The 23,675-nt window shown below is 62.9% G+C and carries 23 protein-coding genes; 5 read left to right on the forward strand and 18 right to left on the reverse strand.

Annotated elements, in window-relative coordinates:
- Nucleotides 1-70: 70 nt before the first annotated feature.
- Nucleotides 71-463: a Co2+/Mg2+ efflux protein ApaG gene (apaG, locus tag LB516_RS01345; RefSeq protein WP_224593639.1), complete on the forward strand. Its 393-nt coding sequence runs from the start codon at nt 71-73 to the stop codon at nt 461-463.
- Between the two features lie 74 nt (nt 464-537).
- On the opposite strand, the gene LB516_RS01350 is transcribed toward apaG, so the two are convergent.
- The 3 genes from LB516_RS01350 to LB516_RS01360 all read right to left on the reverse strand — a co-directional run bounded on the left by LB516_RS01350 (nt 538) and on the right by LB516_RS01360 (nt 3,861).
- Nucleotides 538-1,569, reverse strand: a complete 1,032-nt coding sequence (locus LB516_RS01350; protein WP_140660684.1) for an Hsp33 family molecular chaperone — start codon at nt 1,567-1,569, stop codon at nt 538-540.
- A 164-nt stretch (nt 1,570-1,733) separates the two neighbouring features.
- Nucleotides 1,734-2,645 carry an ornithine carbamoyltransferase gene (gene argF / locus LB516_RS01355; RefSeq protein ID WP_140660683.1) on the reverse strand — a complete coding sequence of 304 codons (912 nt, stop codon included), beginning with the start codon at nt 2,643-2,645 and terminating at the stop codon, nt 1,734-1,736.
- Between the two features lie 16 nt (nt 2,646-2,661).
- Nucleotides 2,662-3,861 (reverse strand): aspartate aminotransferase family protein, encoded by a 1,200-nt coding sequence (locus LB516_RS01360; protein ID WP_224524551.1) that lies wholly within the window; start codon nt 3,859-3,861, stop codon nt 2,662-2,664.
- 356 nt (nt 3,862-4,217) lie between these two features.
- Between LB516_RS01360 and LB516_RS01365 the strand changes: the two genes are divergently transcribed.
- Entirely contained in the window at nt 4,218-4,736 is a 519-nt protein-coding gene (locus LB516_RS01365; RefSeq protein WP_140614743.1) for a GcrA family cell cycle regulator, read from the forward strand.
- Nucleotides 4,737-4,821: 85 nt separating this feature from the next.
- Here LB516_RS01365 and LB516_RS01370 read toward each other — a convergent pair whose 3' ends face one another.
- The 3 genes from LB516_RS01370 to LB516_RS01380 all read right to left on the reverse strand — a co-directional run bounded on the left by LB516_RS01370 (nt 4,822) and on the right by LB516_RS01380 (nt 8,032).
- Nucleotides 4,822-5,829, reverse strand: coding sequence for a magnesium and cobalt transport protein CorA (locus LB516_RS01370; protein ID WP_224643240.1), 1,008 nt, complete (start codon nt 5,827-5,829; stop codon nt 4,822-4,824).
- Nucleotides 5,830-5,926: 97 nt separating this feature from the next.
- Complete coding sequence (phoU, locus tag LB516_RS01375) at nt 5,927-6,652, reverse strand: phosphate signaling complex protein PhoU (RefSeq protein ID WP_015319295.1); 726 nt, start codon at nt 6,650-6,652, stop codon at nt 5,927-5,929.
- Between the two features lie 114 nt (nt 6,653-6,766).
- A complete protein-coding gene (locus tag LB516_RS01380) occupies nt 6,767-8,032 on the reverse strand; it encodes an ATP-binding protein (protein WP_015319296.1) in 1,266 nt (421 codons plus the stop codon).
- Between the two features lie 156 nt (nt 8,033-8,188).
- Between LB516_RS01380 and ppk2 the strand changes: the two genes are divergently transcribed.
- Nucleotides 8,189-9,097, forward strand: a complete 909-nt coding sequence (gene ppk2 / locus LB516_RS01385; RefSeq protein WP_015319297.1) for a polyphosphate kinase 2 — start codon at nt 8,189-8,191, stop codon at nt 9,095-9,097.
- 74 nt (nt 9,098-9,171) lie between these two features.
- Here ppk2 and LB516_RS01390 read toward each other — a convergent pair whose 3' ends face one another.
- The 3 genes from LB516_RS01390 to LB516_RS01400 form a co-directional block, all read right to left on the reverse strand.
- Entirely contained in the window at nt 9,172-9,921 is a 750-nt protein-coding gene (locus tag LB516_RS01390) for an enoyl-CoA hydratase-related protein (protein WP_224718777.1), read from the reverse strand.
- Entirely contained in the window at nt 9,918-10,556 is a 639-nt protein-coding gene (locus LB516_RS01395) for an acyl-homoserine-lactone synthase (protein WP_015319299.1), read from the reverse strand. Before LB516_RS01395 ends, LB516_RS01390 begins: the two co-directional genes overlap by 4 nt.
- Before the next feature lie 98 nt (nt 10,557-10,654).
- Nucleotides 10,655-11,386, reverse strand: a complete 732-nt coding sequence (locus LB516_RS01400) for a helix-turn-helix transcriptional regulator (protein ID WP_041163567.1) — start codon at nt 11,384-11,386, stop codon at nt 10,655-10,657.
- Nucleotides 11,387-11,645: 259 nt separating this feature from the next.
- Between LB516_RS01400 and LB516_RS01405 the strand changes: the two genes are divergently transcribed.
- Complete coding sequence (locus LB516_RS01405; RefSeq protein WP_224718778.1) at nt 11,646-12,497, forward strand: transporter substrate-binding domain-containing protein; 852 nt, start codon at nt 11,646-11,648, stop codon at nt 12,495-12,497.
- Between the two features lie 39 nt (nt 12,498-12,536).
- On the opposite strand, the gene LB516_RS01410 is transcribed toward LB516_RS01405, so the two are convergent.
- Nucleotides 12,537-12,950, reverse strand: coding sequence for a tellurite resistance TerB family protein (locus tag LB516_RS01410; protein ID WP_015319302.1), 414 nt, complete (start codon nt 12,948-12,950; stop codon nt 12,537-12,539).
- Nucleotides 12,951-13,106: 156 nt separating this feature from the next.
- On the opposite strand from LB516_RS01410, the gene LB516_RS01415 reads away from it, so the two are divergent.
- Nucleotides 13,107-14,753, forward strand: a complete 1,647-nt coding sequence (locus tag LB516_RS01415) for a lysine--tRNA ligase (protein ID WP_140722863.1) — start codon at nt 13,107-13,109, stop codon at nt 14,751-14,753.
- Here the strand turns inward: LB516_RS01415 and LB516_RS01420 are convergent.
- The 8 genes from LB516_RS01420 to LB516_RS01455 form a co-directional block, all read right to left on the reverse strand.
- Complete coding sequence (locus LB516_RS01420; protein WP_411969373.1) at nt 14,719-15,591, reverse strand: thermonuclease family protein; 873 nt, start codon at nt 15,589-15,591, stop codon at nt 14,719-14,721. The genes LB516_RS01415 and LB516_RS01420 overlap by 35 nt on opposite strands.
- A 9-nt stretch (nt 15,592-15,600) precedes the next feature.
- Nucleotides 15,601-16,236 carry a helix-turn-helix transcriptional regulator gene (locus tag LB516_RS01425; protein WP_015319305.1) on the reverse strand — a complete coding sequence of 212 codons (636 nt, stop codon included), beginning with the start codon at nt 16,234-16,236 and terminating at the stop codon, nt 15,601-15,603.
- Between the two features lie 138 nt (nt 16,237-16,374).
- Complete coding sequence (locus LB516_RS01430; RefSeq protein ID WP_224718779.1) at nt 16,375-16,614, reverse strand: hypothetical protein; 240 nt, start codon at nt 16,612-16,614, stop codon at nt 16,375-16,377.
- A gap of 169 nt (nt 16,615-16,783) precedes the next feature.
- On the reverse strand, nt 16,784-16,969 hold the full coding sequence (locus LB516_RS01435) for a hypothetical protein (RefSeq protein WP_318011802.1): 186 nt from the start codon (nt 16,967-16,969) through the stop codon (nt 16,784-16,786).
- 28 nt (nt 16,970-16,997) lie between these two features.
- Nucleotides 16,998-19,217: a 3-hydroxyacyl-CoA dehydrogenase NAD-binding domain-containing protein gene (locus LB516_RS01440; protein ID WP_224718780.1), complete on the reverse strand. Its 2,220-nt coding sequence runs from the start codon at nt 19,215-19,217 to the stop codon at nt 16,998-17,000.
- Between the two features lie 13 nt (nt 19,218-19,230).
- On the reverse strand, nt 19,231-20,439 hold the full coding sequence (locus LB516_RS01445; protein ID WP_015319308.1) for an acetyl-CoA C-acetyltransferase: 1,209 nt from the start codon (nt 20,437-20,439) through the stop codon (nt 19,231-19,233).
- A 34-nt stretch (nt 20,440-20,473) separates the two neighbouring features.
- Nucleotides 20,474-21,646 (reverse strand): acyl-CoA dehydrogenase family protein, encoded by a 1,173-nt coding sequence (locus LB516_RS01450; protein WP_224718781.1) that lies wholly within the window; start codon nt 21,644-21,646, stop codon nt 20,474-20,476.
- Between the two features lie 46 nt (nt 21,647-21,692).
- Entirely contained in the window at nt 21,693-23,483 is a 1,791-nt protein-coding gene (locus LB516_RS01455; RefSeq protein WP_224643234.1) for an acyl-CoA dehydrogenase, read from the reverse strand.
- Between the last annotated feature and the right edge of the window lie 192 nt (nt 23,484-23,675).

Below are 23,675 nucleotides of genomic sequence, written 5' to 3' on the forward strand. Positions count from 1 at the left end.
GCGACAAGACGCGCACGTTGACCTGCTCACCGCGAGCGTCGAAAGTCGTCGGATTGTTTTGGAGCCGCTCATGTACCGCGCCGTGACGCGCAACATCGAAGTGCAGGTCAGGCCATTCTATCTGGAGGATCGTTCGGATCCCCAGGAGAACCGCTACGTCTGGGGCTATCAGATAACGATCGACAACCAGTCTGACGAGTTCGTGCAGCTTCTGTCGCGCTATTGGCACATCACCGATGGTGCCGGCCGGATCGAGGAGGTCCGCGGGCCGGGCGTTGTCGGCGACCAGCCGGAACTCAATCCCGGCGACAGCTATCAGTACACGTCCGGCTGCCCGCTCTCGACACCCTCCGGGATCATGGTCGGACGCTACACGATGCGCAACAAGCGCGGCGAGACGTTCGACATCGCCATCCCAGCCTTCTCGCTCGATCTGCCGGGGACAAGGCGCACAGTGAACTGAGCGCCGACGGTCGCGCCGCCCCTCAGCCGCCCTTCGGGCACCTTCTCCCCGCGGAACGGGGAGAAGGAAAGGCTTTACTGAGCCGCAAACTCGGCCGGATCGAAGTCGTACTGCGTCGAGCAGAATTCGCAGGCGACATGGATGCCGCCATCCTCGGTGCTGTCCTTGATCTCTTGCGCTGAGAAGCCTTCGAGGATGCCACGGATCTTGTCGCGGGAGCATGAGCACTGGTCGGCCACGGGAACGCCGCCGAAGACGCGCACGCCATGCTCGTGGAACAGACGATAGAGCAGCCGCTCGGCGCCTATGGTCGGGTCGATCAATTCGGTCGGCTCGATGGTGCCGAGCAAGGCCAGGAGTTCCTGCCAGGAATTATCGGCCGGATCGTGGACTTCCTCGCGCGGATCGCCGTCCCCACCCGGCAGGTCCGGAATGCGCATGCGCTCGGGCGATTGCGGCAGGAACTGCGCCAGGATGCCGCCGGCGCGCCATTGCTCGCGCGCGCCGCCGATCCCGGGCGTCAGCAGCTTGGCGACCGAGAGCCTGATGTCGGTCGGGATCTGTTCCGACTGACGGAAATAGGTGCGCGCCGCGTCTTCCAGCGTTTCGCCGTCGAGCTGGACGATGCCTTGATAACGCTGCGTATGGGCGCCCTGGTCGATGGTCAGCGCCAGCACGCCGCTGCCAAGCAGCGTCTGCTGGGACGTCTCGCCTGCCGCGACCAGTGCTTCGAGCCGATCCGCATCGAAGCGTGCATAGGCACGCAGTGCCGAGGGCGTGGAGAAGTCCGCGACCAGCATGTCGACAGGCCCGTCGGTGCGGGTCTGCAGGATGAACTTGCCTTCGAATTTGAGCGAGGTGCCGAGCAGAACGGTCAGCACACAGGCTTCCGCCAGCAGGCGGGCGACCGGCTCGGGATAATCGTGGCGGCCAAGGATGGCGTCGAGCATCGGCCCAAGCTGGACCGTGCGGCCGCGCACGTCGAGCGGACCGACCTCGAAGGGAACGACGTGATCGTCGCCGGCGTAGCCGAACTCGCCGAGTTTGGGGTGATGTTCAGTCACTTGATGGCTTTCCAACATGACAAAGCTCCAGGGCGCGGCCATGCGGCCCTGGTGGGCACATGCGTCCAAACGCGCTTGATTTGCGTGATGCGGCGCAGATAGGCATCGCGCCGCCGCAGATCAAGCGCCTGGGCATTTCAGGCGCCTGGGCATTTCGGGCGCCCAAGACACTTCAAGCCCCAAGACACTTCAAGCACCAAGACACTTCAAGCACCGAGGCACCAGGCAAGCACTGCCTTCTGGGCATGGAGCCGGTTCTCGGCCTCGTCGAAGACCACCGAATGCGGCCCGTCGATGACCTCGTCGGTCACTTCCTCGCCGCGATGGGCCGGCAGGCAGTGCATGAACAATGCATCCGGCTTGGCCTTGGCCATCAGCGCCGCGTTGACCTGATAGGGCGAGAAGACATTGTGCCCGCGAGCACGGTGTTCCTGCCCCATCGACACCCAGCAATCGGTGACGATGCAGTCGGCCTGGTCGACGGCTTCCTCGGGCGAGCGGGTGAAATGCAGCTTGCCGCCATGCGCCTTGGACCAGTCGACATGCTTCTGCGCCGGTTCGCTGCCTTCGGGCACAGCGACGTTGAGATTGAAGCGGAACCGTGCCGAGGCCTCGAGCAGCGAGTGCAGCACATTGTTGCCGTCGCCGGTCCAGGCAATCGTCTTGCCGGCCACCGGACCGCGATGCTCCTCGAAGGTCATGATGTCGGCCATCAGCTGGCAGGGATGGGTGTCGTCGGTCAGCCCGTTGATCACCGGAACGGTGGCATTCTCGGTCAGCTCCAGCAGCCGCTCATGCGAAGTGGTGCGGATCATGATCGCATCGACGTAGCGCGACAGCACCTTGGCGGTGTCGGCGATTGTCTCGGAGCGGCCGAGCTGCATCTCGGTGCCGGTCAGCATGATGGTCTCGCCGCCGAGCTGGCGCATGCCGACGTCGAAAGAAACGCGCGTGCGCGTCGACGGCTTGTCGAAGATCATGGCCAGCACCTTGCCTTCGAGCGGCTTGCTCCGCTCGCCGGCCTTGAGACGCGCCTTTCGCGTCACCGCATCATCCAGCATGAAGCGCAAATCGCCTTCGGAAACGGTGGAAAGATCGGTGAAATGGCGAACTGACATCAGGAATGGTTCCGGATTACTTCGCGGCGGCGGAGGCGATCGCCTCCGACAGGCCCTTGGCGCCGGCGCGGATGCGGTTGAGCGCTTCGTGAATCTCGGCGTCGGTGACGGTGAGCGGTGGCAGCAGGCGAATGACGTTGTCGCCGGCCGGAACCGCCAGCAAATGCTGGTCGCGCAGCGCCATGTTCACCTTGCCGTTGGGCATCGCGCATTTGAGGCCGAGCATCAGCCCGGTGCCCCTGATATCCTCTACAATTTCGGGGAATTCGTCGGCTATCGAGGCTAGCCCCTGCTTCATCAGCAGCGCCTTGCGCTGGACATCCTCCAGGAAGCCGTCTTCCAGAACGACGTCAAGCACGGCGTTGCCGACCGCCATTGCCAGCGGATTGCCGCCGAATGTGGTGCCGTGCACGCCGGCGGTCATGCCGACGGCCGCCCCGTCGGTGGCAAGGCAGGCGCCCATCGGGAAGCCGCCGCCAATGCCCTTGGCGATTGCCATGATGTCGGGCGTCACCGCGGACCACTCATGCGCGAACAGCTTGCCGGTACGGCCAATGCCGCACTGGACCTCGTCGTATATCAACAACAGGCCGTGCTGTTCGCAGAGCTGCCGCAGCCGCTTGAGCGACTGTGTCGGTACTGGGCGGATACCGCCCTCGCCTTGCACCGGCTCGATCAGGATCGCGGCGGTCTCGGGCGTGATCGCCTTCTCGGCGGCGTCGATGTCGTCGAAGCCAACCTGGTCGAAGCCTTCGACCTTGGGTCCGAAGCCTTCGAGATATTTGTACTGGCCGCCTGCCGCGATGGTCGCCAGCGTGCGGCCATGGAAGGCGCCCTCGAAGGTGATGATGCGGAAGCGCTCGGGATGTCCCTTGACGAAGTGGTAGCGCCGCGCCGTCTTGATCGCGCATTCCAGCGCCTCGGCGCCGGAATTGGTGAAGAATACCTTGTCGGCGAAGGTGGCATCAGCCAGCCGCTCGCCAAGCCTGCTCTGCCCCGGAATCTCATAGAGATTGGAGACGTGCCAGAGTTTCGCCGCCTGTTCGGTGAGGGCCGCGACAAGATGCGGATGGCCGTGGCCAAGCGAGTTGACCGCGATGCCGCCGGCGAAATCGAGATATCGCTCGCCCTTGTCGGTAACCAGCCAAGTGCCTTCCCCATGGTCGAAGGCCAGGGGTGCGCGAGCAAAGGTCTCGTAAAGCGCCGAACCGCTCATTATATGCGTCTCCGGTACCGGAAAATCAAAAAAGCCGCCAAAGCGGCGGCCTTCTGCGGCTTATCGTGTTTTTCGGCCATGAAGTCAACGAAAACGTCGCGTAGTGGCGCGCGGCAAGCTCCCCGACGCAACGCCGGCTCATGAGCGACCGGGCAAGTTGGGGAAAACCGAAAAAACCGATTCGTGTTGCACTTGGGACTCTTGTCACCGAGTCAGCGCATAGAGTAGTTGTAGTCGAGAAATAACTAGATTTCGTGCGGCGGACCTAATCACCAGATATATGTGGTGTCTGCCCCAGCAGTGGTGCTGGGTCGGGAATGGATTCTGATTGCCGCACGCTTATAAGGAGCGCGGTCATGAACTGGACTGACGAGCGGGTAGAACTCTTGAGAAAACTGTGGTCGGAGGGTCTGAGCGCAAGCCAGATTGCTGCGCAGCTTGGAGGGGTCAGCCGCAATGCCGTCATCGGCAAGGTGCACCGGCTGAAGCTGTCGGGTCGCGGTCGCGCAACAGCGACGCCGGCGCGCCAGAAGAAGGCTACGCAGGGATCGACCGTCCAGAAATCGGTGGCGCGCGCCGCAAGCACGGCACGCCACGTCACGACTTCGATCGGCGCGACGGCCCTTCAGACGCAATTCGACGCCGAACCGGTGGCGCGGCACTACATCCGTCCGGTCGAGAACGTCGTAGTGCCGATCTCACGGCATCTGCAGCTCGTCGAACTGACCGAGCGCACCTGCAAATGGCCGAACGGCGATCCACTTTCGGAGGACTTCAATTTCTGCGGCAACGAAGCCGCTGAAACCGGTCCCTACTGTAAATACCATGCCCGCGTGGCGTTCCAGCCGGCGGCGGAGCGGCGGCGGAATAGATAAGCGGTGAGTAGTGAGGAAACAAGCGCTCCCACCAACCACTACCGACTACCGACTACTGACTACTGACTACTGACTACCGACTTCCTCACAGCCAGCCGTTCTTCCTGAAGCGCCAATAAAGGAAGCAGCAGATAAGCGCGATGGTGGCCAGCACCATCGGATAGCCATATTCCATCTTCAGCTCCGGCATGTCGGTGAAGTTCATGCCGTAGATGCCGGCGAATGCGGTTGGCACCGCCAGGATGGCCGCCCATGAAGCGAGTTTCTTGGAGATCGCCGTTTCCTGGCTTTGGCCGACCAGAAGACTGGCCTCGAAGGCAAAGGCCAGCACCTCGCGCAGACTGTCGATCTTCTCCTGGACGGTACGGATATGATCCGTAACGTCGCGGAACAGCGGGTGCATGGCCGAATGGATCTGCGGCAGGTCGGCGCTGGTCAGCCGGCGACAGACTTCCACCAGGGGCAATGCCGCGTTGCGCAGGCGCAGGAGGTCGCGGCGCAGCATGTAAAGGCGTTCGATGTCGGGGCCGGTCATTGGCTTCAGCAGGACCTTGTCCTCGATCGCCTCGACCTCGTCCTCGATCTGCTCGAGCACGGGCATGTAATTGTCGACGATGAAGTCGAGAATGGCATAGAGGACGAAATCCTCTCCCTTGGCCAGCGAGTGCGGGCAGCTTTCCCAGTGCTGCCGCACGGCGGCATAGGATGTCGAAGGACCGTGCCTGACGCTGACGATATAGCCTGAGCCGACAAACAGATGTGTCTCGCCGAAGGTGACGCGCCCGTCGATCAGCTGCGCCGTGCGGGCGACGATGAACAGCGCATCGCCATATTGCTCGATCTTTGGCCGCTGGTGCGGATGCTCGGCATCCTCGATCGCCAGTTCATGCAGATGAAACTGCGCCTTGACGCGCAGCAGAAGTTCGCGGTCAGGCTCAAGCAGCCCGATCCAGACGACATGTCCCGACTTCTTGGCCCATTCGCCCGCTTCCTCGATCGGAATATCGGCGATACGGCGCCCGGCGGTATAGACACCGCAGGCGATGATGCCCGATGTCGGCGGCGAGGCCTTGAACTCCCGGACATATTCCATGGCAGCCTCCCGAAAGCGTTGCCTTCCCTGGGGAACCGGCAAGCTTATCTTGGGATAGTCTAGCGCAATATGATCAAGCGTTCGAGAGGACGTGCGTTCACTTCACCGGCAGCGCCTCGGGGAGGCCGATCTTGTCGGTCTTGTCGCCTTTCGGCCGGTCGGCGGGCATCTGGTCGCCGGTGACGATATAGTAGATGGTCTCGGCGATGTTGGTGGCGTGATCGCCGATCCGCTCGATATTCTTGGCGCAGAACAGCAGATGCGTACAGGGCGTGATGTTGCGCGGATCTTCCATCATGTAGGTCAGCAATTCGCGAAACAGCGACGTGTACATGGCATCGATCTGGTCGTCACGGTCGCGCACGAAGCCGATCTTGTCGACTGAGCGCGATGCATAGACGTCGAGGACTTCCTTCAGCTGGGTCAGCGCCAAATTGGCCAGAGCCTCCAGGCCGCGAAACAGGCTGGTCGGCTGCCGGCCGTCGGTAACGGCAACCACCCGCTTGGCGACGTTCTTGCCGAGGTCGCCGACGCGCTCGAGGTCGGCCGAAATGCGGATGGCGCCGACGATCTCGCGCAGGTCAGTCGCCATAGGCTGACGCCTGGCGATAATGATGATCGCCTTGTCGTCGATCTCACGCTGTCCCTCGTCCAGGACGGCGTCGTCTCGGATGACCTTCTGAGCCAGCCCCGGATCGGCATTGACCAGGGCGGCGACCGCCTGCTCGACCATGCGCTCGGCGTGCCCACCCATCGCGGCGATGCGCTTCGAAAGATATTTCAGTTCCTCGTCATAGGCGCTGACAATGTGAACGGACTGCATGGATGAAATGCCTTCCCACGGGATCTTGTCTTTGAGTCGTTTCCTCGAATCCCCGCTGATACGCTAACGGGATGACAGAAAAAAGAAACGGCCCCGTGGAAAACTAGGGCAGTATCAGTGCGCCGGCAAATGGACCGAGAAGGCGGCGCCCTTGCCGACCTCGGACCTGATCGTCAGCCTGGCGTTGTGACGTGTCAGGATGTGCTTGACGATCGACAGGCCAAGCCCCGTGCCCTTCTGGGTCCGGCTGGTCTCGACATCGATACGATAGAAGCGCTCGGTGATGCGCGGTATGTGCTCCTCGGGGATGCCGGGACCAAAATCCCTGATGGTGACGTCGATGCCGGGTTCGGAACCATCATCGCCGCGCGCGATCGACACCACGACACGACCGCCCGACTGGCCGTATTTGCAGGCATTTTCCAAAAGGTTCTCGAACACCTGGAACAGCTCGTCGCGATCGCCCGGCACATCGAGCGGCCCCTTGGCGAAATCGCGCTCGATGGCGACATTGTTTTCGCGGGCGAGCGGGCCGAGCGAATCGATGACGCTGTCGACGGTCTGGCGCAGATCGACTTCGGTTCCCGGCTTGAGATAGGGCTTCATCTCCAATCGCGACAGAGACAGGAGGTCGTCGATCAGGCGGGCCATGCGGCCGGTCTGGTTCTGCATGATCTGGAGGAACTGCTCGCGCGCCGCCGGATCGTTGCGGGCCGGTCCGCGCAGCGTTTCGATGAAGCCCGCGATCGAAGCCAGCGGGGTGCGCAATTCGTGACTGGCATTGGCGATGAAGTCGGCGCGCATGCGGTCGATACGCCGCGCCTCGCTCTGGTCCTTGAAAACCAGCACATAAAGATCGGTGCCATGCCCGACCGAGGATGCGCTGACCCGGTAGGCCCGTTCGACAGGCAGTTTCTCCGTGTAGTCGACGACATCCGAGGCGACAGTGCCCGACAGCACACTGTCCAGCAGCGCCTGCATTTCCGGCGCCCGGAATTTCAGCGGCAGCGATATGCCGGGCGCGATGCCGCCAAAGGCGGCAAAGGCGGCGGCGTTGGCGTGGACGATGGTGGCGGCGTGGTCGAAGATGATCAGCGGGTCGGCCACGGCGGCCGCCAGATATTCACCGGACAGGCGCTGCAAGCCAATCGCCTCGATCGCCGCGGCGTTCCCCGCGGAATGGCGGGCGCCGGTGACCGGCAATATTGCCGCGGCCGGCAGCAGGAGCAGCGCCGGCACCAGCACGTAGGCGGAAAAGCCCGCGAAGCCAAAGGCGATCAGAACCGCCACGACACCGGCCGCAAGCAGCCAGCGGCTGTGCCACAGCCGAGCGGCCACAGCTTGCCCCGTGCTCTTCTGCTCTGCGCCCAGCTCGGTCATTCGCGCGCCCAGCCTCCACCGGTCAGACGGCGGCGAAAACTTCCGCTGGACCGCAAATCAAAAGTGCTACAGCCTCCTTTGCGCGTCCAAACGGAGGCGCGGCGCTGTAGTGGCTCCCAATAGCATGAGTCCAGACACTTAAAAGGGTTCGTCTGCATGAAAAAAGCCAACGACAATTCGGTCACACCAACCTCAGGCCCGCTGAAAATCAGGATCGGCGGCAAGGAACGGGAGTTCGATATCGAGAATCCCGAGCTTCCGGACTGGGTCGAGGAGAACAAGCTGACCGCGGGCGGATATCCTTACGACAAGAAGATGAAGAGCGAGGAGTATGACGAGACGCTCGAGAAATTGCAGATAGAGCTCGTCAAGGCGCAGGCATGGCTGCAGGCGACTGGCAAGCGGATGATGGCGCTGTTCGAGGGTCGTGACGCGGCCGGCAAGGGCGGCACGATATTCGTGCTGCGCCAGTATCTTAACCCACGCACGGCGCGCAACGTCGCGCTGACCAAGCCAACCCCGACGGAACTGGGGCAATGGTACTACCAGCGCTACGCCGACCATTTCCCAACAGCGGGCGAATTCGTCACCTTCGACCGCTCCTGGTACAATCGTGCCGGCGTCGAGCCGGTAATGGGTTTTTGCACCCCCGAACAGCACGAGAAGTTTCTCGACGAGACGCCGCATTTCGAGCGCATGATCGTCAATGACGGCATCTATTTCTTCAAATTCTGGCTGAACATCGGCCGGGAGACGCAGCTCGAGCGCTTTCACGATCGCCGCTACAGCCCCCTGAAGAGCTGGAAGTTCTCGCCGATCGACATTGCGGGCATCACCAAGTGGGACGATTACACCAAGGCGCGCGACACCATGTTCGAGCGCACCCACAAGGAGTTCGCGCCATGGATCATCGTGCGGGCCAACGACAAGCGCCGCGCGCGGCTGGCGGTGATGCGCCGCATCCTGCTGTCGCTGCCCTACGAGGGTCGCGATCTCGACGCTATCGGCAAGGAAGATAAGAAAATCATCGGCGAAGGGCCGTCATTCCTGGGCAAGCAGGATTGACACTTTTGGCGCCGCGCGGCCAGAAAGGCAGCGCGGCGCGGTTGATGCAGGTCCTTTCTCTCGGCCTTTTCGACTCAGGCCGCCAGACGCGCGATCCGCTGCAACCGTCGCAACGTGGCGTCGTCCTGCAGCGCCTGCTGGAACAGCGATATCTCCTCATCGATGCGCTCGCAAAGCGGGGCGGTGTTCCCCTTGAGCAGGCCGCGTGTCTGCAGCAAAGCGGCAACCGGCTTTTTGGCGAGCTGCCTGGCTCGGCCAAGCGCCGCTTCCTCGACGCTGCCTTCCGCGACGATCTCGGCGACGAGGCCGAGCGCCCTGGCGTCTTCGGCACCAAGCGTGTCGCCGAGACAGAAGAAGCGGAAAGCACCGGCATAGCCGAGTTTCTGCGGCGCCAGGATGCTGGTTGCCGCGTCCGGCACCAGGCCGAAATCGACGAACGGCACCCGGAACGTGCTTTTTTCAGATGCGATCACCATGTCGCAATGGAACAGGATGGTGCAGCCGACGCCGACGGCATCGCCGTCGACACAGGCCAGGATCGGCTTTGGAAACGTCGCCAGCATGCGGAACATGTCGGTGACGGCGGCGATCAGCTTCTGGTGCTTGGCGGCATCCAGGAATTCGGAAAAGTCACCACCAAGGCAGAAGCAGCCGGCCAGGCCGCGCAGCACGACAACCCGCACCTCGTCATTCTCGGCGGCTTCATGGAACGTCCTGGCAAGGCTCTCATAGGCCCTCCGGTCGAGCACCGGCCGGCCGTCGTTCGACGACACGGTGACGATCAGTGTGTGGTTGCGCAGTTCGGGTTGCGGGTGCGCGTTCATGACGCCCTCCTTTGACCGAACATGTCGGGATATCCCCTGGCCAGGACGGGTGCATGATGATTGCGGCGCGAACGCACCACGTCCAGCGTGTGCTCGTTGAAGGTGAGCAGCGTCGCCACGACCTGCTGGTTGCCATAGGTGCGCTGATAGCCCAGCGGCGTCGCCAGGAAGTGCAACTGGAGCGCGCGCAGCACCCACATCGGCTCGAACTCGATGATCACCTTGTCGACGCCGCGCTTCAGACCCCACTCGACGAAGCCGGCTATCAATTCCGTGCCGACGGTCGAGACGCCGCGCCGGCCATCGCGAAAACCCGGAGCCACCGCGTAGCGGGTCAACTCCCAGATGTTGGGACCCGCCGGCGGCGTTCCTTCGGAGAGATCGGTCAACACCTCGGTCAGCAAATGCGGCCGTGTGGTCGGCAACATCCTCTGATAGCCCGCGACTTCATTGCCCCTGATGACGATCTGATGCACCGCCTCGTCATGATCGAACTGGTCGACCTCAAATCCGTCGGGGCGCCGAAGGTCCTCCCATCCCATCTCCTCGACGAATATCCGGTAGCGCAGCCGATGGACGGCCTCCCAAAGGTCGGGACGTTCCATCAATTCCTTGGTCGTAAGACAAAAAAGCATTCCGTAGTCTCCTGTGGTTCAGGGGAAGATACGGCCGTGCTTCGATGCGAAAATTGCGTGATCACGTAGGCAAGAAGTTCTAGGCCTGCACGGCCGACCTAGCTAATGTAGCCGCGCCTTATCGCCTCGGCGACTGCCTGGACCCGGTTGACGGCACCGAGTTTGCTTTTGGCGTTAAGAAGATGTTTCTCCGAGGTGTGCTCGGAGATGCCGAGGATTTGGGAAATCTCCCATTCGGACTTGCCGACGGCAGCCCATTGCAGGCATTCGCGTTCGCGCGGCGTCAGCTCGATGTGATCGATCGTCGTGGTCGCCATGGTGTGGAGTTGCATGGCGCGGCCGACGGCATAGGTCGAGACCAGGGAGACCAGGCCGAACTCGGCCGCCGACAGTTCCACGGCCTCGCCCCCCAGCGACACCATGACGATTTCGCCGTCGAGCGTGATCAACGGAAAGGCCAGCCCGTCGCGCAACTTGAAGGCGCCGGCGTCGCCCATCACTTCGCCGCTGCTCTTGTCGATGCGGATGCCCTGGGCGGCTTCCCGCCACTGGAACGGCGCTTGCAGCTGTTTCATGTGACTGACGACGGGATCGTGATCGACATAGTTGCGCGTCACGTAGCGCTCCAGCCATTCGACCGGCCAGTCGCAGAGCAGCACATGCTGCTTCTGCTGGCCCGTCGGTGTGCCCGGCTGCGGAACGGTTCCGGCCATCAGCGCGGTCAGGCCGAACTCCGACGTTACGCCCAACAGTTTCTCGCAGACCGCGGCCGCCGTTGCGGCGTGCTGCAGTTGATCTATGTATTCCAGCGTTCGATCGAACTGACTCATCGCAACATCAACCCCATGTTGCCTCATGCATTAAGTCCATGGTCCGCGCCTTCCCGGCACTTCGCCACCGACCACGGATTGCAAAGCGCCCGCTTCCGGTTGTGGTTCTCGACCCTGGTATTCCCACCAGGGCAGCCACCGCTGTTTGCAAACCGACCGAACCATATCCTGAAATCGAAGCGTTGAAATCAAAAAGCATTGTGCCTGTATCGTTTTCGTACCAAAACCGGCACGAGCACGGGTGCGGGGGAGTTTTATCGTGGCGTTCCAATGGAGGTCCCATGTCCTGGCAGCGGCGCTCATCGCCGCATTGTCATGGGTTTCCGGCGCGGGCGCGGGCGAGCCGCAGGTGCCGGTGTTGTGGGATGCCAAGGAGCGGCTTCCGAAGCCCGACCTTGCGGCGCTGCCGCGGCTGCGGTTCCTGACGACCACGGATTTTCCGCCCTTCAATTTCCTCGACGGCGCGGGGAAGCTGTCCGGTTTCCACATCGACCTGGCGCGCGCCATCTGCGCGGAACTCGGCATCGTCGACAAATGCCAGATCCAGGCCTTGCCTTGGGCGGAGCTTCAAGGCGCGCTTGAGAGGGGCGAAGGTGAAGCTGTTATCGCCGGCATTGCCCCGACGTCACAGTCGCGCCAGACATACGCCTTCTCGCGCGCCTACCTGCAGTTCCCGGCGCGCTTCATCACTGCGAAGAACAAGGCACTGGCGGAACCGCTCTTCGACAAATTGCACGGCAAGCGAGTCGGCGTGATATCGGGCTCGGCCCATGAACGCATGCTGCGCGATTATTTCGGCACGGTCCAGGTCGTCCCCTTCGACAAGCCGGAAGCCCTCTATGGCGACCTCAAGGCCGGCAAGATCGACGCGGCTTTCGGCGATGGCATGCGCTTCGCCTTCTGGCTCGGCGGCTCCGATGCCGCCGGCTGCTGCCGCTTTGCCGGCGGCCCCTACCTGGCGCCCGAATATCTGGGCACCGGCATGGCCATCGCCACGCGAGCGGACAATCCGGCGCTGGCCGCGGCCCTCGACTACGCTTTGCAAGAGATTTCGATGAAAGGCACCTTTGCCGAATTCTACCTGCGCTATTTCCCGGTCAGTTTCTTCTGATCCGGTCCGGTCAGCTTTTCTGATCCGGCCGTAACCTCGTCAGGTCAGAGTTCGCAGCCTTGCCTTGGCCGCACGGCCGATGGCCGCCACGGTCAGCGTGTCGAGATCGAGCTGGCGACGGATCAACTGCAGCACCCGCACTTCCTCCAGCCGCATCTCCAGATCGACGGCGGCCACTTCGAAGGCCGCGGCATAGGCGGTGTCGCGCAACCGCTCCGGCAGCGCCTCCGAGACCTGGGTCAGGACACCTTCGAGCCCACCCTTCTCATGCAGCATCTTCTGGCAGGCCTGGGCCACGGCAACGAGACGGTCCTGCTTGAAATCCTCGAACACCGGCCACGAGCGAACAACCTCACCGATCCTGGCCAGTTCGACATCGGTCATGTCCCGGTCGGAGGCCGAAGTGATGACCATCAGATAGATCAGGGCTTCGTGCGGGGTGGGCGACAGCATTCTTTGCTCCTTGAACGGGCTCCGAAGGTAGGAAGGGGAGCCTGAGGCCGCAAGGAAAAAGCGCCCGACGCGTTGACGCTCCGGCCACGCACGCCTAGAGACCGGTTGAAAATGCACTTGCGGCTATTGCCGGGATACAATCTGGAAAACTGTGACATGGCGGGATCAAACATCATCGATCTCAATCCCGAACTGCTGACGGCCGCGGCCGAGAGCAAGGCATGGCCGTTCGAGGAAGCCAAAAAGATTATCGAACGCTACAAGGGCGCCGATTTCCCCGAAACGATCCTGTTCGAGACCGGCTATGGACCGTCGGGCCTGCCGCATATCGGCACGTTCGGCGAAGTGGCGCGCACCTCGATGGTGCGCCATGCGTTTCGCGTGCTGACGCAGGACAAGGTCGCGACCAAGCTGCTGTGCTTTTCCGACGACATGGACGGCATGCGCAAGATACCCGACAGCGTGCCGGACCGCGCTGCGCTCGAGCCATATCTGCACAAGCCGCTGTCATCGGTGCCCAACCCCTTCGGCGGCGACTATGCGAGCTTCGCCGACCATAACAATGCGATGCTCTGCCGCTTCCTCGACACGTTCGGCTTCGATTACGAATTCGCCAGCGCGACGCAATACTACAAGTCAGGCCGTTTCGACGCGATGCTGTTGCGCGCCGCCGAACGCTACGACCAGATCATGGCGGTCATGCTGCCGACGCTCGGACCCGAGCGGCAGGCGACCTACAGCCCCTTCCTGCCGATCTCGCCAAAGAGTGGGCGCGTGCTTTACGTTCCCATGAAGCATGTCGACGCCAAGGCCGGCACCATCACCTTCGACGATGATGGCACCGAAACCACGCTGCCGGTCACCGGCGGCCGCGTGAAGCTGCAGTGGAAGCCGGATTTCGGCATGCGCTGGGCGGCACTCGGCGTCGATTTCGAGATGTTCGGCAAGGACCATCAGACCAATGCAGTGGTCTATGACCGCATCTGCAACATACTGGGCGGGCGGGCGCCGGAGCATTTCGTCTACGAACTGTTCCTCGATGAGAATGGCCAGAAGATCTCGAAGTCGAAAGGCAACGGCCTGACCATCGACGAATGGCTGACCTATGCGCCGACCGAGAGCCTGGGGCTCTACATGTACCAGCGGCCGCGGCAGGCCAAGAAACTCTATTTCGACGTCATCCCGCGGGCCGTGGACGAATATTACACCTTCCTCGCCGCCTATCCCCGCCAAGAGTGGAAGGAGCGGCTGGGCAACCCGGTCTGGCATATGCATGACGGCAATCCGCCCGCCATCGACATGCCAGTGCCGTTCTCGTTGCTGCTCAACCTTGTCAGCGCCTCCAATGCGCAGAACAAGGACGTTCTGTGGGGTTTCATCTCGCGTCACGTCGCGGGTGTGACTCCGGCGACCCATCCCGAGCTCGACCGGCTGACGGGCTACGCGATCCGCTACTTCGACGATTTCGTGAAGCCGACGAAAACCTTTCGCCCGGCCGACGAGGTCGAGCGGGAAGCGCTGGTGGCTCTCGAAAAGGCACTTGGCGACTTGCCGGCGGGCGCCAGCGGCGAAGCGATCCAGAACGCTTCGCTCAACGTGGCGCGCAAGATCGAACGCTATCAGGATCATTCCAAGCAAAGTCCTGAAGGTGGCCCGGGTGTCTCAGGCGCCTTCTTCCAGATGATCTACCAGGTGCTGATCGGCCAGGAGCGTGGTCCACGCTTTGGATCATTCGCCGCCCTCTACGGCGTCGCCGAGACCCGCTCGCTCATTCAGAAGGCGCTGGCTGGTCAGCTGGCTTGAGGACGCCGCCCTCCTCTTGCAGGATCGAGTCCTCCTCCAGGATCGAGCCCGGCGCCTGAGGCGCTGGGGTGGGTGCGGCCGGCATCGCCGAGATGCCGGCAAGGTTCGGCGCCGACCCGAAAATGCCTTTCTTCGCGCCTTGTGCCTTGTCACCGGCCTCGACATAGGGTCCGCCCTTGGCGGCACGCGCCCAGCCGTTTTCGACCAGCCATTGACCGACATCCTGCTTGCCGATCCGGCATTCCGCCGCAATCCGGTCGCGTCCACCTTCCGGCGGCACCGTGCAAACCACGGCGCGGCCGCGCAGAAAGGCGCGGAATGCCGTGCGCGCGCGGATGCCGCACGGCCAGGATTTCCCGTCGGTGGTGCAGGTCTCGTCCTGCCTGACGACATCGATGCCGGAAATCGCGACCGAATACCCCTTCGCCTCGATCAGGCCGGCGGCCGGAGCGACCGGCTGGAACAGCTTCGTGCCGTTCCAGTCGTCGGGCATTTTAGGCTTGGGCGGCACGGCGAGCGCCAGCTTGCTCAACGGCGCACGCGGCTCGACCCGCTCGAGTTCGCCGGTGGGCAGTTCCGGCGGCGCGACCACGTCCGGGTCGATCGCCCGCGAATGCACCGCCGGATTTGGTGGCTGCGCCGGTGCACGAATCGCTGAGGTGGACGGTTCCTCGGGCGTCGCATCCCTATCTGCCTCAGCGGTAGTGTCGGCGCCGCGATCGATCTGATCCACCGCAACAGTGCTTTCGCTGCCTTTCAGCGTGCGTCCGCCGGCAACGACCAGCGCCGCCATCGCCGGGATCATCAGAACCGCCAGGACAAGATGAGGAAGTCGCACCCGTTGCACCTATTGGCTTGCCCAGACGATCCGCGCCACCCACTCGACCTCGAGCATGGGGATGTCGCGGTCCGGATGCTCTGGATTGAGCGAGACCAGCGCGATCGACTTGACTGTCTGGCGCTCGAGCACCTTAGCCATCACCTCGCCCGATGTGGTCTTGACGACGACGCGGTCGCCCTTGCGGGTGGCCGCACCCGGCTCGACGATGAGGACGTCGCCATTGCGGTAGAGCGGCAGCATGGAATCGCCCTGCACCTGCAGCGCATAGGAACTTTCGGTCGATTGCGCCGGCAATTCGACGAGATCCCAGCCCTGCCCCGCCGGAAAGCCGGCATCGTCGAAGAAGCCGCCGGCGCCGGCCTGGGCGAAGCCGAGCAACGGCACCGCGCGCCGGCTGGCGGGCGATGCGCCACGGCCTTCGATCAGCCCGGTGAATTCGTCCAGCGAAGCGCCCGTCGCCTCGATGATCTTGGCCAGCGATTCGGTCGAAGGCCAGCGCGGCCGACCGTCCGAGGACAAGCGTTTGGATTTGTTGAAGGCGGTTGAATCAAGTCCCGCGCGCCTTGCCAGACCCGAAGCCGAAAGCGAATAGCGCTCGGCAAGAGCATCGATGGCAGCCCAGACTCGGTCGTGCGAGAGCATGACGTGCTCTCCTTCGAAACAGGAAAAAATGCCTCTTCCTGTCTAACGCGCAACGGCTGAGTTGTCCACCAGCGGGCTGGCGGATCACGAACAAAGCTGTGTGCCGCAACCACGGCACAGTGTCATGGCCGAAGCCGGCTATCCGGCCAATGCCGCCATCGCCCTCGGCAGGCCCTTCTGGAGCTCGTCGACGTTCATCACCGGGATGAGCTCGACGGTGGCATTGAAGGCGAAGAAGAACCGCTCGGCGACATAGGGCATGTCCGAACTGTCCTTTACCTCCAGGAAAAGGTAGGCCGTCCGCCAACCACCGTCCGCGGTAAAATAGGCAGCCTCCGGCTTGAGATCGGACAGGGTTTGCTCGATGATCTTGCCCATGCTGCCGTCCTTGATCGCCTTATTGCCTTCCTCGGCCGGGATGGAAGCTCATGTTAGCGATGCCTAATATATCATCCGCGCCTGGTTTGGGAAAGTCGATCGAATCCTGCTTGCCAACGGGTTGGTCAGCCGGACGATTTGGCCAGGCCGCGCAGTCCCTGGTGCGATGTCATGAAAATGCGTTCTGCCTCGGTCGGTGGCCGCGGTTCACCGCACGGCCAAGTGCGGCGACAACCGCGTCAATGTCGAGGAAGCGGCGCGCCTTGCGGTCATAGTCGGTCGGCAGGCAGCGAAAGGCCAGCCGGCCTTCACCGCCCATCATGTAGGGGCCACGGCTTCGCGCCGTGGCCGGCATGCGCGCCCAGACATAACATGACGCTCTGTCAGGCTGCCTGCTTCACATCGCCCTTGGCATAGGGGTCGAAGCGTTCGTAGAAGGTCTCACCTTTCTCGGCCATGTCGAGGAGCAGCTTGGGCGCCTTGAACTCGGCGCCATACTTCTTCTGCAGCGCCTTGGCGATCTTGACGAATTGTTTGGCGCCGATGCCGTCGATATAGGACAGCGCGCCACCGGTGTAGGGCGCGAAGCCGAAGGCCAGGATCGAGCCGACATCGGCCTCGCGTGGATCGGTGACGATGCCCTCTTCCATCACGCGCGCCGCTTCGAGCGCGATGGTGACCAGCAGGCGTTGCTGCAGCTCCTCATAGTCGACCTTCTCGGCCGCGAGCTGCGGATAAAGATCCTTCAGGCCGGGCCACAGCTTCTTCTTGGCCGGCTTGCCCGGGTAGTCGTAAAAACCCTTGCCGTTCTTGCGGCCGAAGCGGCCGTGATCGTCGACCATGGTGTTGATCAGCGCCATCTGCCTGGGGTCGACGGCCTTTTCGCCGAGATCCCTGATGGTCTGCTTCATGATCTTCTGGGCAAGGTCGATGGCCGTCTCGTCGGTCAGCGCCAGGGGACCGACCGGCATGCCGGCGGCCTTTGCCGCATTCTCGATCATCGGCGCGGGCACGCCTTCGATCAGCATCTTGTAGGCTTCCGACATGTAGCGCAGCACGCAGCGATTGACGTAGAAGCCGCGCGTGTCGTTGACGACGATCGGCGTCTTCTTGATGGCCCGCACGAAGTCGATCGCGGTGGCCAGGGCCTTGTCGCCGGTTTTCTTGCCAAGGATGATCTCGACCAGCATCATCTTGTCGACCGGCGAGAAGAAGTGGATGCCGACGAAATTCTTCGGCCGCGCCGAATTCCTGGCGAGGCCGGTGATCGGAATGGTCGAGGTGTTCGAGGCGAAGATCGCCGACGATTTCAGCACGGCTTCCGCCTGTTCGGTGGCGTTCTTCTTGACGGCGGAATCCTCGAACACGGCTTCAACGACGAGATCGCAGCCGGCGAGGTCGGCATAGTCTGCCGTCGGCGTGATCAGAGACAAGAGCTTGTCCTTATCCTCGGGCTTGGCACGGCCCTTCTTGACCTGATCCGAGATCAGGCCGTCGGAATGCGCCTTGCCCTTTGCGGCCGCCTCCATGTCCCGGTCGAGCAGCACCACCGGAATGCCGGCCTTGGCCGTGACATAGGCGATGCCCGCGCCCATGAAACCGGCGCCGAGGATGCCGATCTTCTTGAACTTGGTGTCCGGCACGCCGGCCGGGCGGCGTGCGCCCTTGTTCAATTCCTGCAGCGACACGAACAGCGAGCGGATCATCGCCGCCGCTTCCTTGGTCTGCATGATCTCGGTGAAATAGCGCTGCTCGATCCTGAGCGCCGTGTCGAAGGGCACCAGGAGGCCCTCATAGACGCATTTCAGGATCGCCGCGGCGGCCGGATAATTGCCATGGGTCTCGCGGCGCAGGATGGCGATGGCTGGCGGCCACAGATTGGCACCGGCCGCCGAATAGACCGGGCCGCCGGGCAGCTTGAAACCTTTCTCGTCCCACGGCGCCACCGGCTTGAGGCCGTTCCTGATCATCGCCTTGCCGATCTCGACCAGCTTGGCCGGTTCGGCGATCTCATGGATCAGGCCCATCGCCTTCGCCTTCTGCGGCGACAGGGTCTGGCCGGAGGTCAGCATTTGCAGCGCCTGCTGCTGGTCGGTCAGCCGCGGCACACGCTGGGTGCCGCCGGCACCGGGGAAGATGCCGATCTTCACCTCGGGGAGTGCCATCCTGACCTTGTCGGAATCGGCCGCGACGCGGCCATGGCAAGCGAGCGACATTTCGAAGGCGCCGCCCATGCAGGTGCCGTTGATCGCCGAGACCCATGGCTTGCCGCAAGTTTCCAGCTTGCGGAACAGGCCGGTCATGATGCCGGCATTGTCGAACAGCGCCTTGGTCGCCTTTTCGACATCCTTGACCTTGTCGGTGGCGAAGGTGGTCAGCATCCTCTGCAACAGCGTGATGTCGGCACCGCCGGAGAAGGTGTCCTTGCCGGAGGTGATCACCGCGCCCTTGATGGCGGCGTCGCCGGCCACCTTGTCCACGATATCGTTCAGCTCGCGCATCACCTCTTCGGTGAAGACGTTCATCGAGCGGTCCGGGCTGTTCCAGGTGACCAAGGCGATGCCATCGGCGTCGATGTCGAGGGTGAAATTGGTGTAGCTCATCGTTCTCTCCCCGTCAGACGCGTTCGATGATGGTTGCAGTGCCCATGCCGGCGCCGATACAGAGCGTCACCAGCGCGGTGTTGAGGTCGCGCCGCTCGAGTTCGTCCAACACGGTGCCGAGGATCATCGCGCCGGTGGCGCCGAGCGGGTGACCCATGGCGATAGCGCCGCCATTGACGTTGATCTTGTCGTGCGGAATTTCGAAAGCCTGCATGTAGCGCAGCACCACCGAGGCGAAGGCCTCGTTGAGCTCGAACAGGTCGATGTCCGACAGCTTCATCTTGGCGCGCTTCAACAGTTTCTCGGTGACGTCGACCGGGCCGGTCAGCATCAACACCGGCTCGGAGCCGATGTTGGCGAAGGTGCGGATGCGCGCGCGCGGCTTGAGACCCATCGCCTTGCCGGCCTTCTTCGAGCCGAGCAGCACGGCGGCCGCGCCATCGACGATGCCGGACGAGTTGCCGGCGTGGTGGACGTGGTTGACCTCCTCGACCTCCGGATGCTTCTGCACCGCCACCGCGTCGAAGCCGCCCATTTCGCCAGGCATGACGAAGGACGGGTTGAGCGAGGCGAGCGACTGCATGTCGGTCGACGGCCGCATATGCTCGTCATGATCGAGAATGGTGAGACCATTCTGGTCCTTGATCGGGATGACCGAGTTCTTGAAGCGGCCATCAGCCCAGGATCTTGCGGCGCGCTTCTGGCTCTCGACCGCGTAAGCGTCGACGTCGTCGCGCGAGAAGCCGTATTTGGTGGCGATCAGGTCGGCCGAAATGCCTTGCGGCACGAACCAGCCGGGCAGGCCGACCGAAGGATCCATGAACCAGGCGCCACCGGACATGCCCATGCCGACGCGCGACATGGATTCGACGCCGCCGGCGATGACGATTTCATCGGCGCCTTGCGCGATCTTGGCGGCGCCGAAATTGATGGCGTCCAAGCCGGAGGCGCAGAAGCGCGAGATCTGCATGCCGGGTGCCTTGGTGTCGTAGCCGGCCTCGAAGGCGGCGGCGCGTGGAATGACGGAACCCGCCTCGCCGACCGGGTCGACGCAGCCGAAGATGATGTCGTCGACGTTTGCAGTGTCCAGCCCGTTGCGATCGCGCAGGGCCTCGAGCGTCCTGGCGGCGAGCCGTACCGCCGGCACTTCGTGCAGCGATCCGTCCTTCTTGCCCTTGCCGCGCGGCGTGCGCACGGCGTCATAGACATAAGCTTCGGTCATTTTTCATGCTCCCTGGGGTTCGCTGAAAAGCTGCTCAGAGCGAGCGTCCGATCAGCAATTTCATGATCTCGTTGGTGCCGCCATAGATGCGCTGGACGCGAGCGTCGCGGAACATGCGGGCGATCGGATATTCATTCATGTAGCCATAGCCGCCATGCAATTGAAGGCATTCGTCGACGACTTTGCCCTGGAGGTCGGAGAGCCAGTACTTGGCCATCGAAGCGGTCACCGGATCGAGGCCGCCATTGATGTGGCGGGTGACGCATTCATTGTAGAAGACGCGGCCGATGGTGGCCTCGGTCTTCAGCTCCGCCAGTTTGAACTGTGTGTTCTGGAAATCGATGATCGCCTTGCCGAAGGCCTTGCGCTCCTTGACGTAGTCGATGGTCAGCGCCAGCGCCCGCTCGATCATGGCGATCGCCCCGGTGCCGATCTGCAGCCGCTCCTGAGGCAATTGCTGCATCAGCTGGACGAAACCCTGTCCCTCTTCATGGCCGAGCAGATTGGAGGTCGGTACACGCACGTCGTTGAAGAACAGCTCCGACGTGTCGTTGGCCTTCAGCCCGATCTTGTCGAGGTTGCGGCCGCGTTCGAACCCCTCGACCTCGTCGGTCTCGATGACCATCAGCGATGTGCCCTTGGCGCCCTTCTCCGGATCGGTCTTGGTGACGACGATGATGAAGTTCGCCAGCTGGCCGTTGGTGATGAAGGTTTTGGAGCCGTTGATCTTGTACTGGTTGCCGTCTTTCTCGGCACGGGTCTTGACACCCTGCAGGTCGGAACCGGCGCCGGGCTCGGTCATGGCAATGGCGCCGATCAGTTCGCCGGTGGCGAGCCTGGGCAACCATTTCTTCTTCTGCTCTTCCGAGCCGTAATGGAGGATGTAGGGGGCGACGATCGAATTGTGCAGGCCGATGCCGAAACCGTCGACGCCGACATGGCCGATCGCCTCGATGATGGCGCTCTCATGCGCGAAGGTGCCGCCGGAGCCGCCATATTCCTCCGGCATGGACGCGCAGAGCAGGCCGGCGGAACCAGCCTTCAACCAGCTTTCGCGGTCGACCATCTCGTTCTTCTCGAACTCGTCGTAGCGCGGTGCGATCTCCTCCGACATGAAGCGGCTAGCCATGTCGTAGAGCATGCCGACCTCGTCGGCCGCCCAGGCTGGTTTCGGCAAAGAGAGCACTTCGGCGGGATTTGTCGCCACGATTTCCTCCGCGTATCGACAGACAGAAAGGCTAGCGAGACGGAGTTTAGAACGCTTCCGCCGGCAGGGCCATCAGCGTATCGGCACCACTCGAAATACGGGCGAGGTGCGCCGAGGTCTCCGGCATGATCCGCTCCATGAAGAAGCGCGCCGTCACCACCTTGTTATCGTAGAAAGACTGGGAGCCGTTGGCATCAGTCTTGCCCTGTGCCGCCTTGGCCATCTGCGCCCACATGTAGCCCAGCGCGACGAGGCCGAAGAGATGCATGTAGTCAGTCGAGGCCGCACCGGCATTATCGGGCTTGGCCATGCCATTCTGCAGCAGCCACATGGTCGCCGCCTGCAAATCGTTGAGGCCTTTCTTCAACCCCTTGGTGAACGGCGCCATCTTCTCGTCGGCGCGGTTTTCCTCGCAGAACTCGCCGACCTCCTTGAAGAAAGCCTGGATGGCGCGGCCGCCGTTCAAGCCGAGTTTGCGGCCGACGAGGTCGAGCGCTTGAATGCCGTTGGCGCCTTCATAGATCATGGCGATGCGGGCATCGCGCACGAACTGGCTCATGCCATGTTCTTCGATGTAGCCGTGACCGCCGAACACCTGCTGAGCCATGACGGCGTGGTCGAAGCCCTTGTCGGTCAGCACGCCCTTGACCACCGGCGTCATCAGGCCGGTGTAATCGTCGGCCGCCTGGCGATCCTTGTCGTCGGCGGAGCGGTGCGCGATATCGGACTTGATCGCGGTCCACAGCGCCAGCGCGCGGCCGGCCTCGTTGAAAGCCTTCATGGTCATCAGCGAGCGGCGGATGTCGGGATGAACGATGATCGGGTCGGCCTTCTTGTCCGGCGCCTTCGGGCCTGACAGCGAGCGGCCCTGCAACCGGTCCTTGGCATAGGCGGCGGCATTCTGGTAGGCGATCTCCGACAGCGACAGGCCCTGCAGGCCGACGCCGAGGCGGGCCTCGTTCATCATCGTGAACATCGCCTTGAGGCCGCCATTGGCCTCGCCCAGCAGCGTGCCTTCGGCCTCGTCATAATTCATGACGCAGGTCGAGTTGCCGTGGATGCCCATCTTCTCCTCGATCGAGCCGCAGGAGACGGTGTTTCTCGTCCCCGGATTGCCCGATGCGTCGAGCTTCAGCTTGGGCACGATGAACAGCGAAATGCCCTTGACGCCCTCCGGCGCGCCTTCGATGCGGGCCAGCACCAGATGGACGATGTTGTCCGACATGTCGTGCTCGCCGGCCGAGATGAAGATTTTCTGGCCTGAAATCTTGTAGGTGCCATCGCCGTTCGGCACCGCCTTGGTGCGCAGCAGGCCAAGATCGGTGCCGCAATGCGGCTCGGTCAGGTTCATGGTGCCGGTCCAGCTGCCCTCGACCATCCTGGGCAGCCAGGTCGCCTTCTGCTCGTCGGTGCCGTGGGTGATGATGGCGGCGATCGCGCCCTGGGTCAGGCCCGGATACATCATCAGCGACATGTTGGCCGACACCATGTATTCAGCCACCGCCGTGTGCACGGCATAGGGCAGGCCCTGGCCGCCGAACTCGACGGGCGCCGCCAGGCCCATCCAGCCGCCTTCGCGATACTGGTCGAAGGCTTCCTTGAAGCCCCTGGGCGTGGTCACCGAGCCGTCGTCATGGCGCACGCAACCCTCCATGTCGCCGACACGGTTGAGCGGATGCATGACGTTCTCGGCGAGCTTGGCCCCTTCGGCGAGAATTGCCTCCAGCACGTCAGGCGTTGCGTCGGCGAATCCCGGAAGGTTCGAATAGCGCTGATAGCCGAGCACCTCGTTGAGCACGAACAGCGTGTCCTGGACCGGGGCCCTGTAGATCGGCATGCTTTTCCTCCACCATGCGGATTGACCCCGAAATCAAGCCGTGCGCGGCAAGCGGGCCAATGTCGAAGCCGCAATAGCAAATATTGACGTTTGCGTAAACGTCAATATTTGCGCTGCGGCAAGATTTCCGCCACCACGGGCGCAATCGGCCAAGCGTCACGGCAATGCGCAAGCCAGCGCGAAGCACGCAGG

Source organism: Mesorhizobium sp. CO1-1-7 (genome assembly GCF_020164885.1).
Lineage (GTDB): Bacteria > Pseudomonadota > Alphaproteobacteria > Rhizobiales > Rhizobiaceae > Mesorhizobium > Mesorhizobium australicum.

What these genes read in the sequence shown, in the direction of transcription:
- LB516_RS01350 (WP_140660684.1), bottom strand. Translation starts at nt 1,569, where the DNA reads ATGGCCGCGCCCTGGAGCTTTGTCATGTTGGAAAGCCATCAAGTGACT.
- LB516_RS01360 (WP_224524551.1), bottom strand. Translation starts at nt 3,861, where the DNA reads ATGAGCGGTTCGGCGCTTTACGAGACCTTTGCTCGCGCACCCCTGGCC.
- LB516_RS01440 (WP_224718780.1), bottom strand. Translation starts at nt 19,217, where the DNA reads ATGAGCTACACCAATTTCACCCTCGACATCGACGCCGATGGCATCGCC.
- LB516_RS01395 (WP_015319299.1), bottom strand. Translation starts at nt 10,556, where the DNA reads ATGCTTTTTTGTCTTACGACCAAGGAATTGATGGAACGTCCCGACCTT.
- LB516_RS01365 (WP_140614743.1), top strand. Translation starts at nt 4,218, where the DNA reads ATGAACTGGACTGACGAGCGGGTAGAACTCTTGAGAAAACTGTGGTCG.
- ppk2 (WP_015319297.1), top strand. Translation starts at nt 8,189, where the DNA reads ATGAAAAAAGCCAACGACAATTCGGTCACACCAACCTCAGGCCCGCTG.
- LB516_RS01370 (WP_224643240.1), bottom strand. Translation starts at nt 5,829, where the DNA reads ATGGAATATGTCCGGGAGTTCAAGGCCTCGCCGCCGACATCGGGCATC.
- LB516_RS01435 (WP_318011802.1), bottom strand. Translation starts at nt 16,969, where the DNA reads ATGCCGGCCACGGCGCGAAGCCGTGGCCCCTACATGATGGGCGGTGAA.
- LB516_RS01455 (WP_224643234.1), bottom strand. Translation starts at nt 23,483, where the DNA reads ATGCCGATCTACAGGGCCCCGGTCCAGGACACGCTGTTCGTGCTCAAC.
- phoU (WP_015319295.1), bottom strand. Translation starts at nt 6,652, where the DNA reads ATGCAGTCCGTTCACATTGTCAGCGCCTATGACGAGGAACTGAAATAT.
- LB516_RS01425 (WP_015319305.1), bottom strand. Translation starts at nt 16,236, where the DNA reads ATGCTCTCGCACGACCGAGTCTGGGCTGCCATCGATGCTCTTGCCGAG.
- LB516_RS01400 (WP_041163567.1), bottom strand. Translation starts at nt 11,386, where the DNA reads ATGAGTCAGTTCGATCGAACGCTGGAATACATAGATCAACTGCAGCAC.
- LB516_RS01430 (WP_224718779.1), bottom strand. Translation starts at nt 16,614, where the DNA reads ATGGGCAAGATCATCGAGCAAACCCTGTCCGATCTCAAGCCGGAGGCT.
- LB516_RS01380 (WP_015319296.1), bottom strand. Translation starts at nt 8,032, where the DNA reads ATGACCGAGCTGGGCGCAGAGCAGAAGAGCACGGGGCAAGCTGTGGCC.
- apaG (WP_224593639.1), top strand. Translation starts at nt 71, where the DNA reads ATGTACCGCGCCGTGACGCGCAACATCGAAGTGCAGGTCAGGCCATTC.
- argF (WP_140660683.1), bottom strand. Translation starts at nt 2,645, where the DNA reads ATGTCAGTTCGCCATTTCACCGATCTTTCCACCGTTTCCGAAGGCGAT.
- LB516_RS01390 (WP_224718777.1), bottom strand. Translation starts at nt 9,921, where the DNA reads ATGAACGCGCACCCGCAACCCGAACTGCGCAACCACACACTGATCGTC.
- LB516_RS01445 (WP_015319308.1), bottom strand. Translation starts at nt 20,439, where the DNA reads ATGACCGAAGCTTATGTCTATGACGCCGTGCGCACGCCGCGCGGCAAG.
- LB516_RS01410 (WP_015319302.1), bottom strand. Translation starts at nt 12,950, where the DNA reads ATGCTGTCGCCCACCCCGCACGAAGCCCTGATCTATCTGATGGTCATC.
- LB516_RS01415 (WP_140722863.1), top strand. Translation starts at nt 13,107, where the DNA reads ATGGCGGGATCAAACATCATCGATCTCAATCCCGAACTGCTGACGGCC.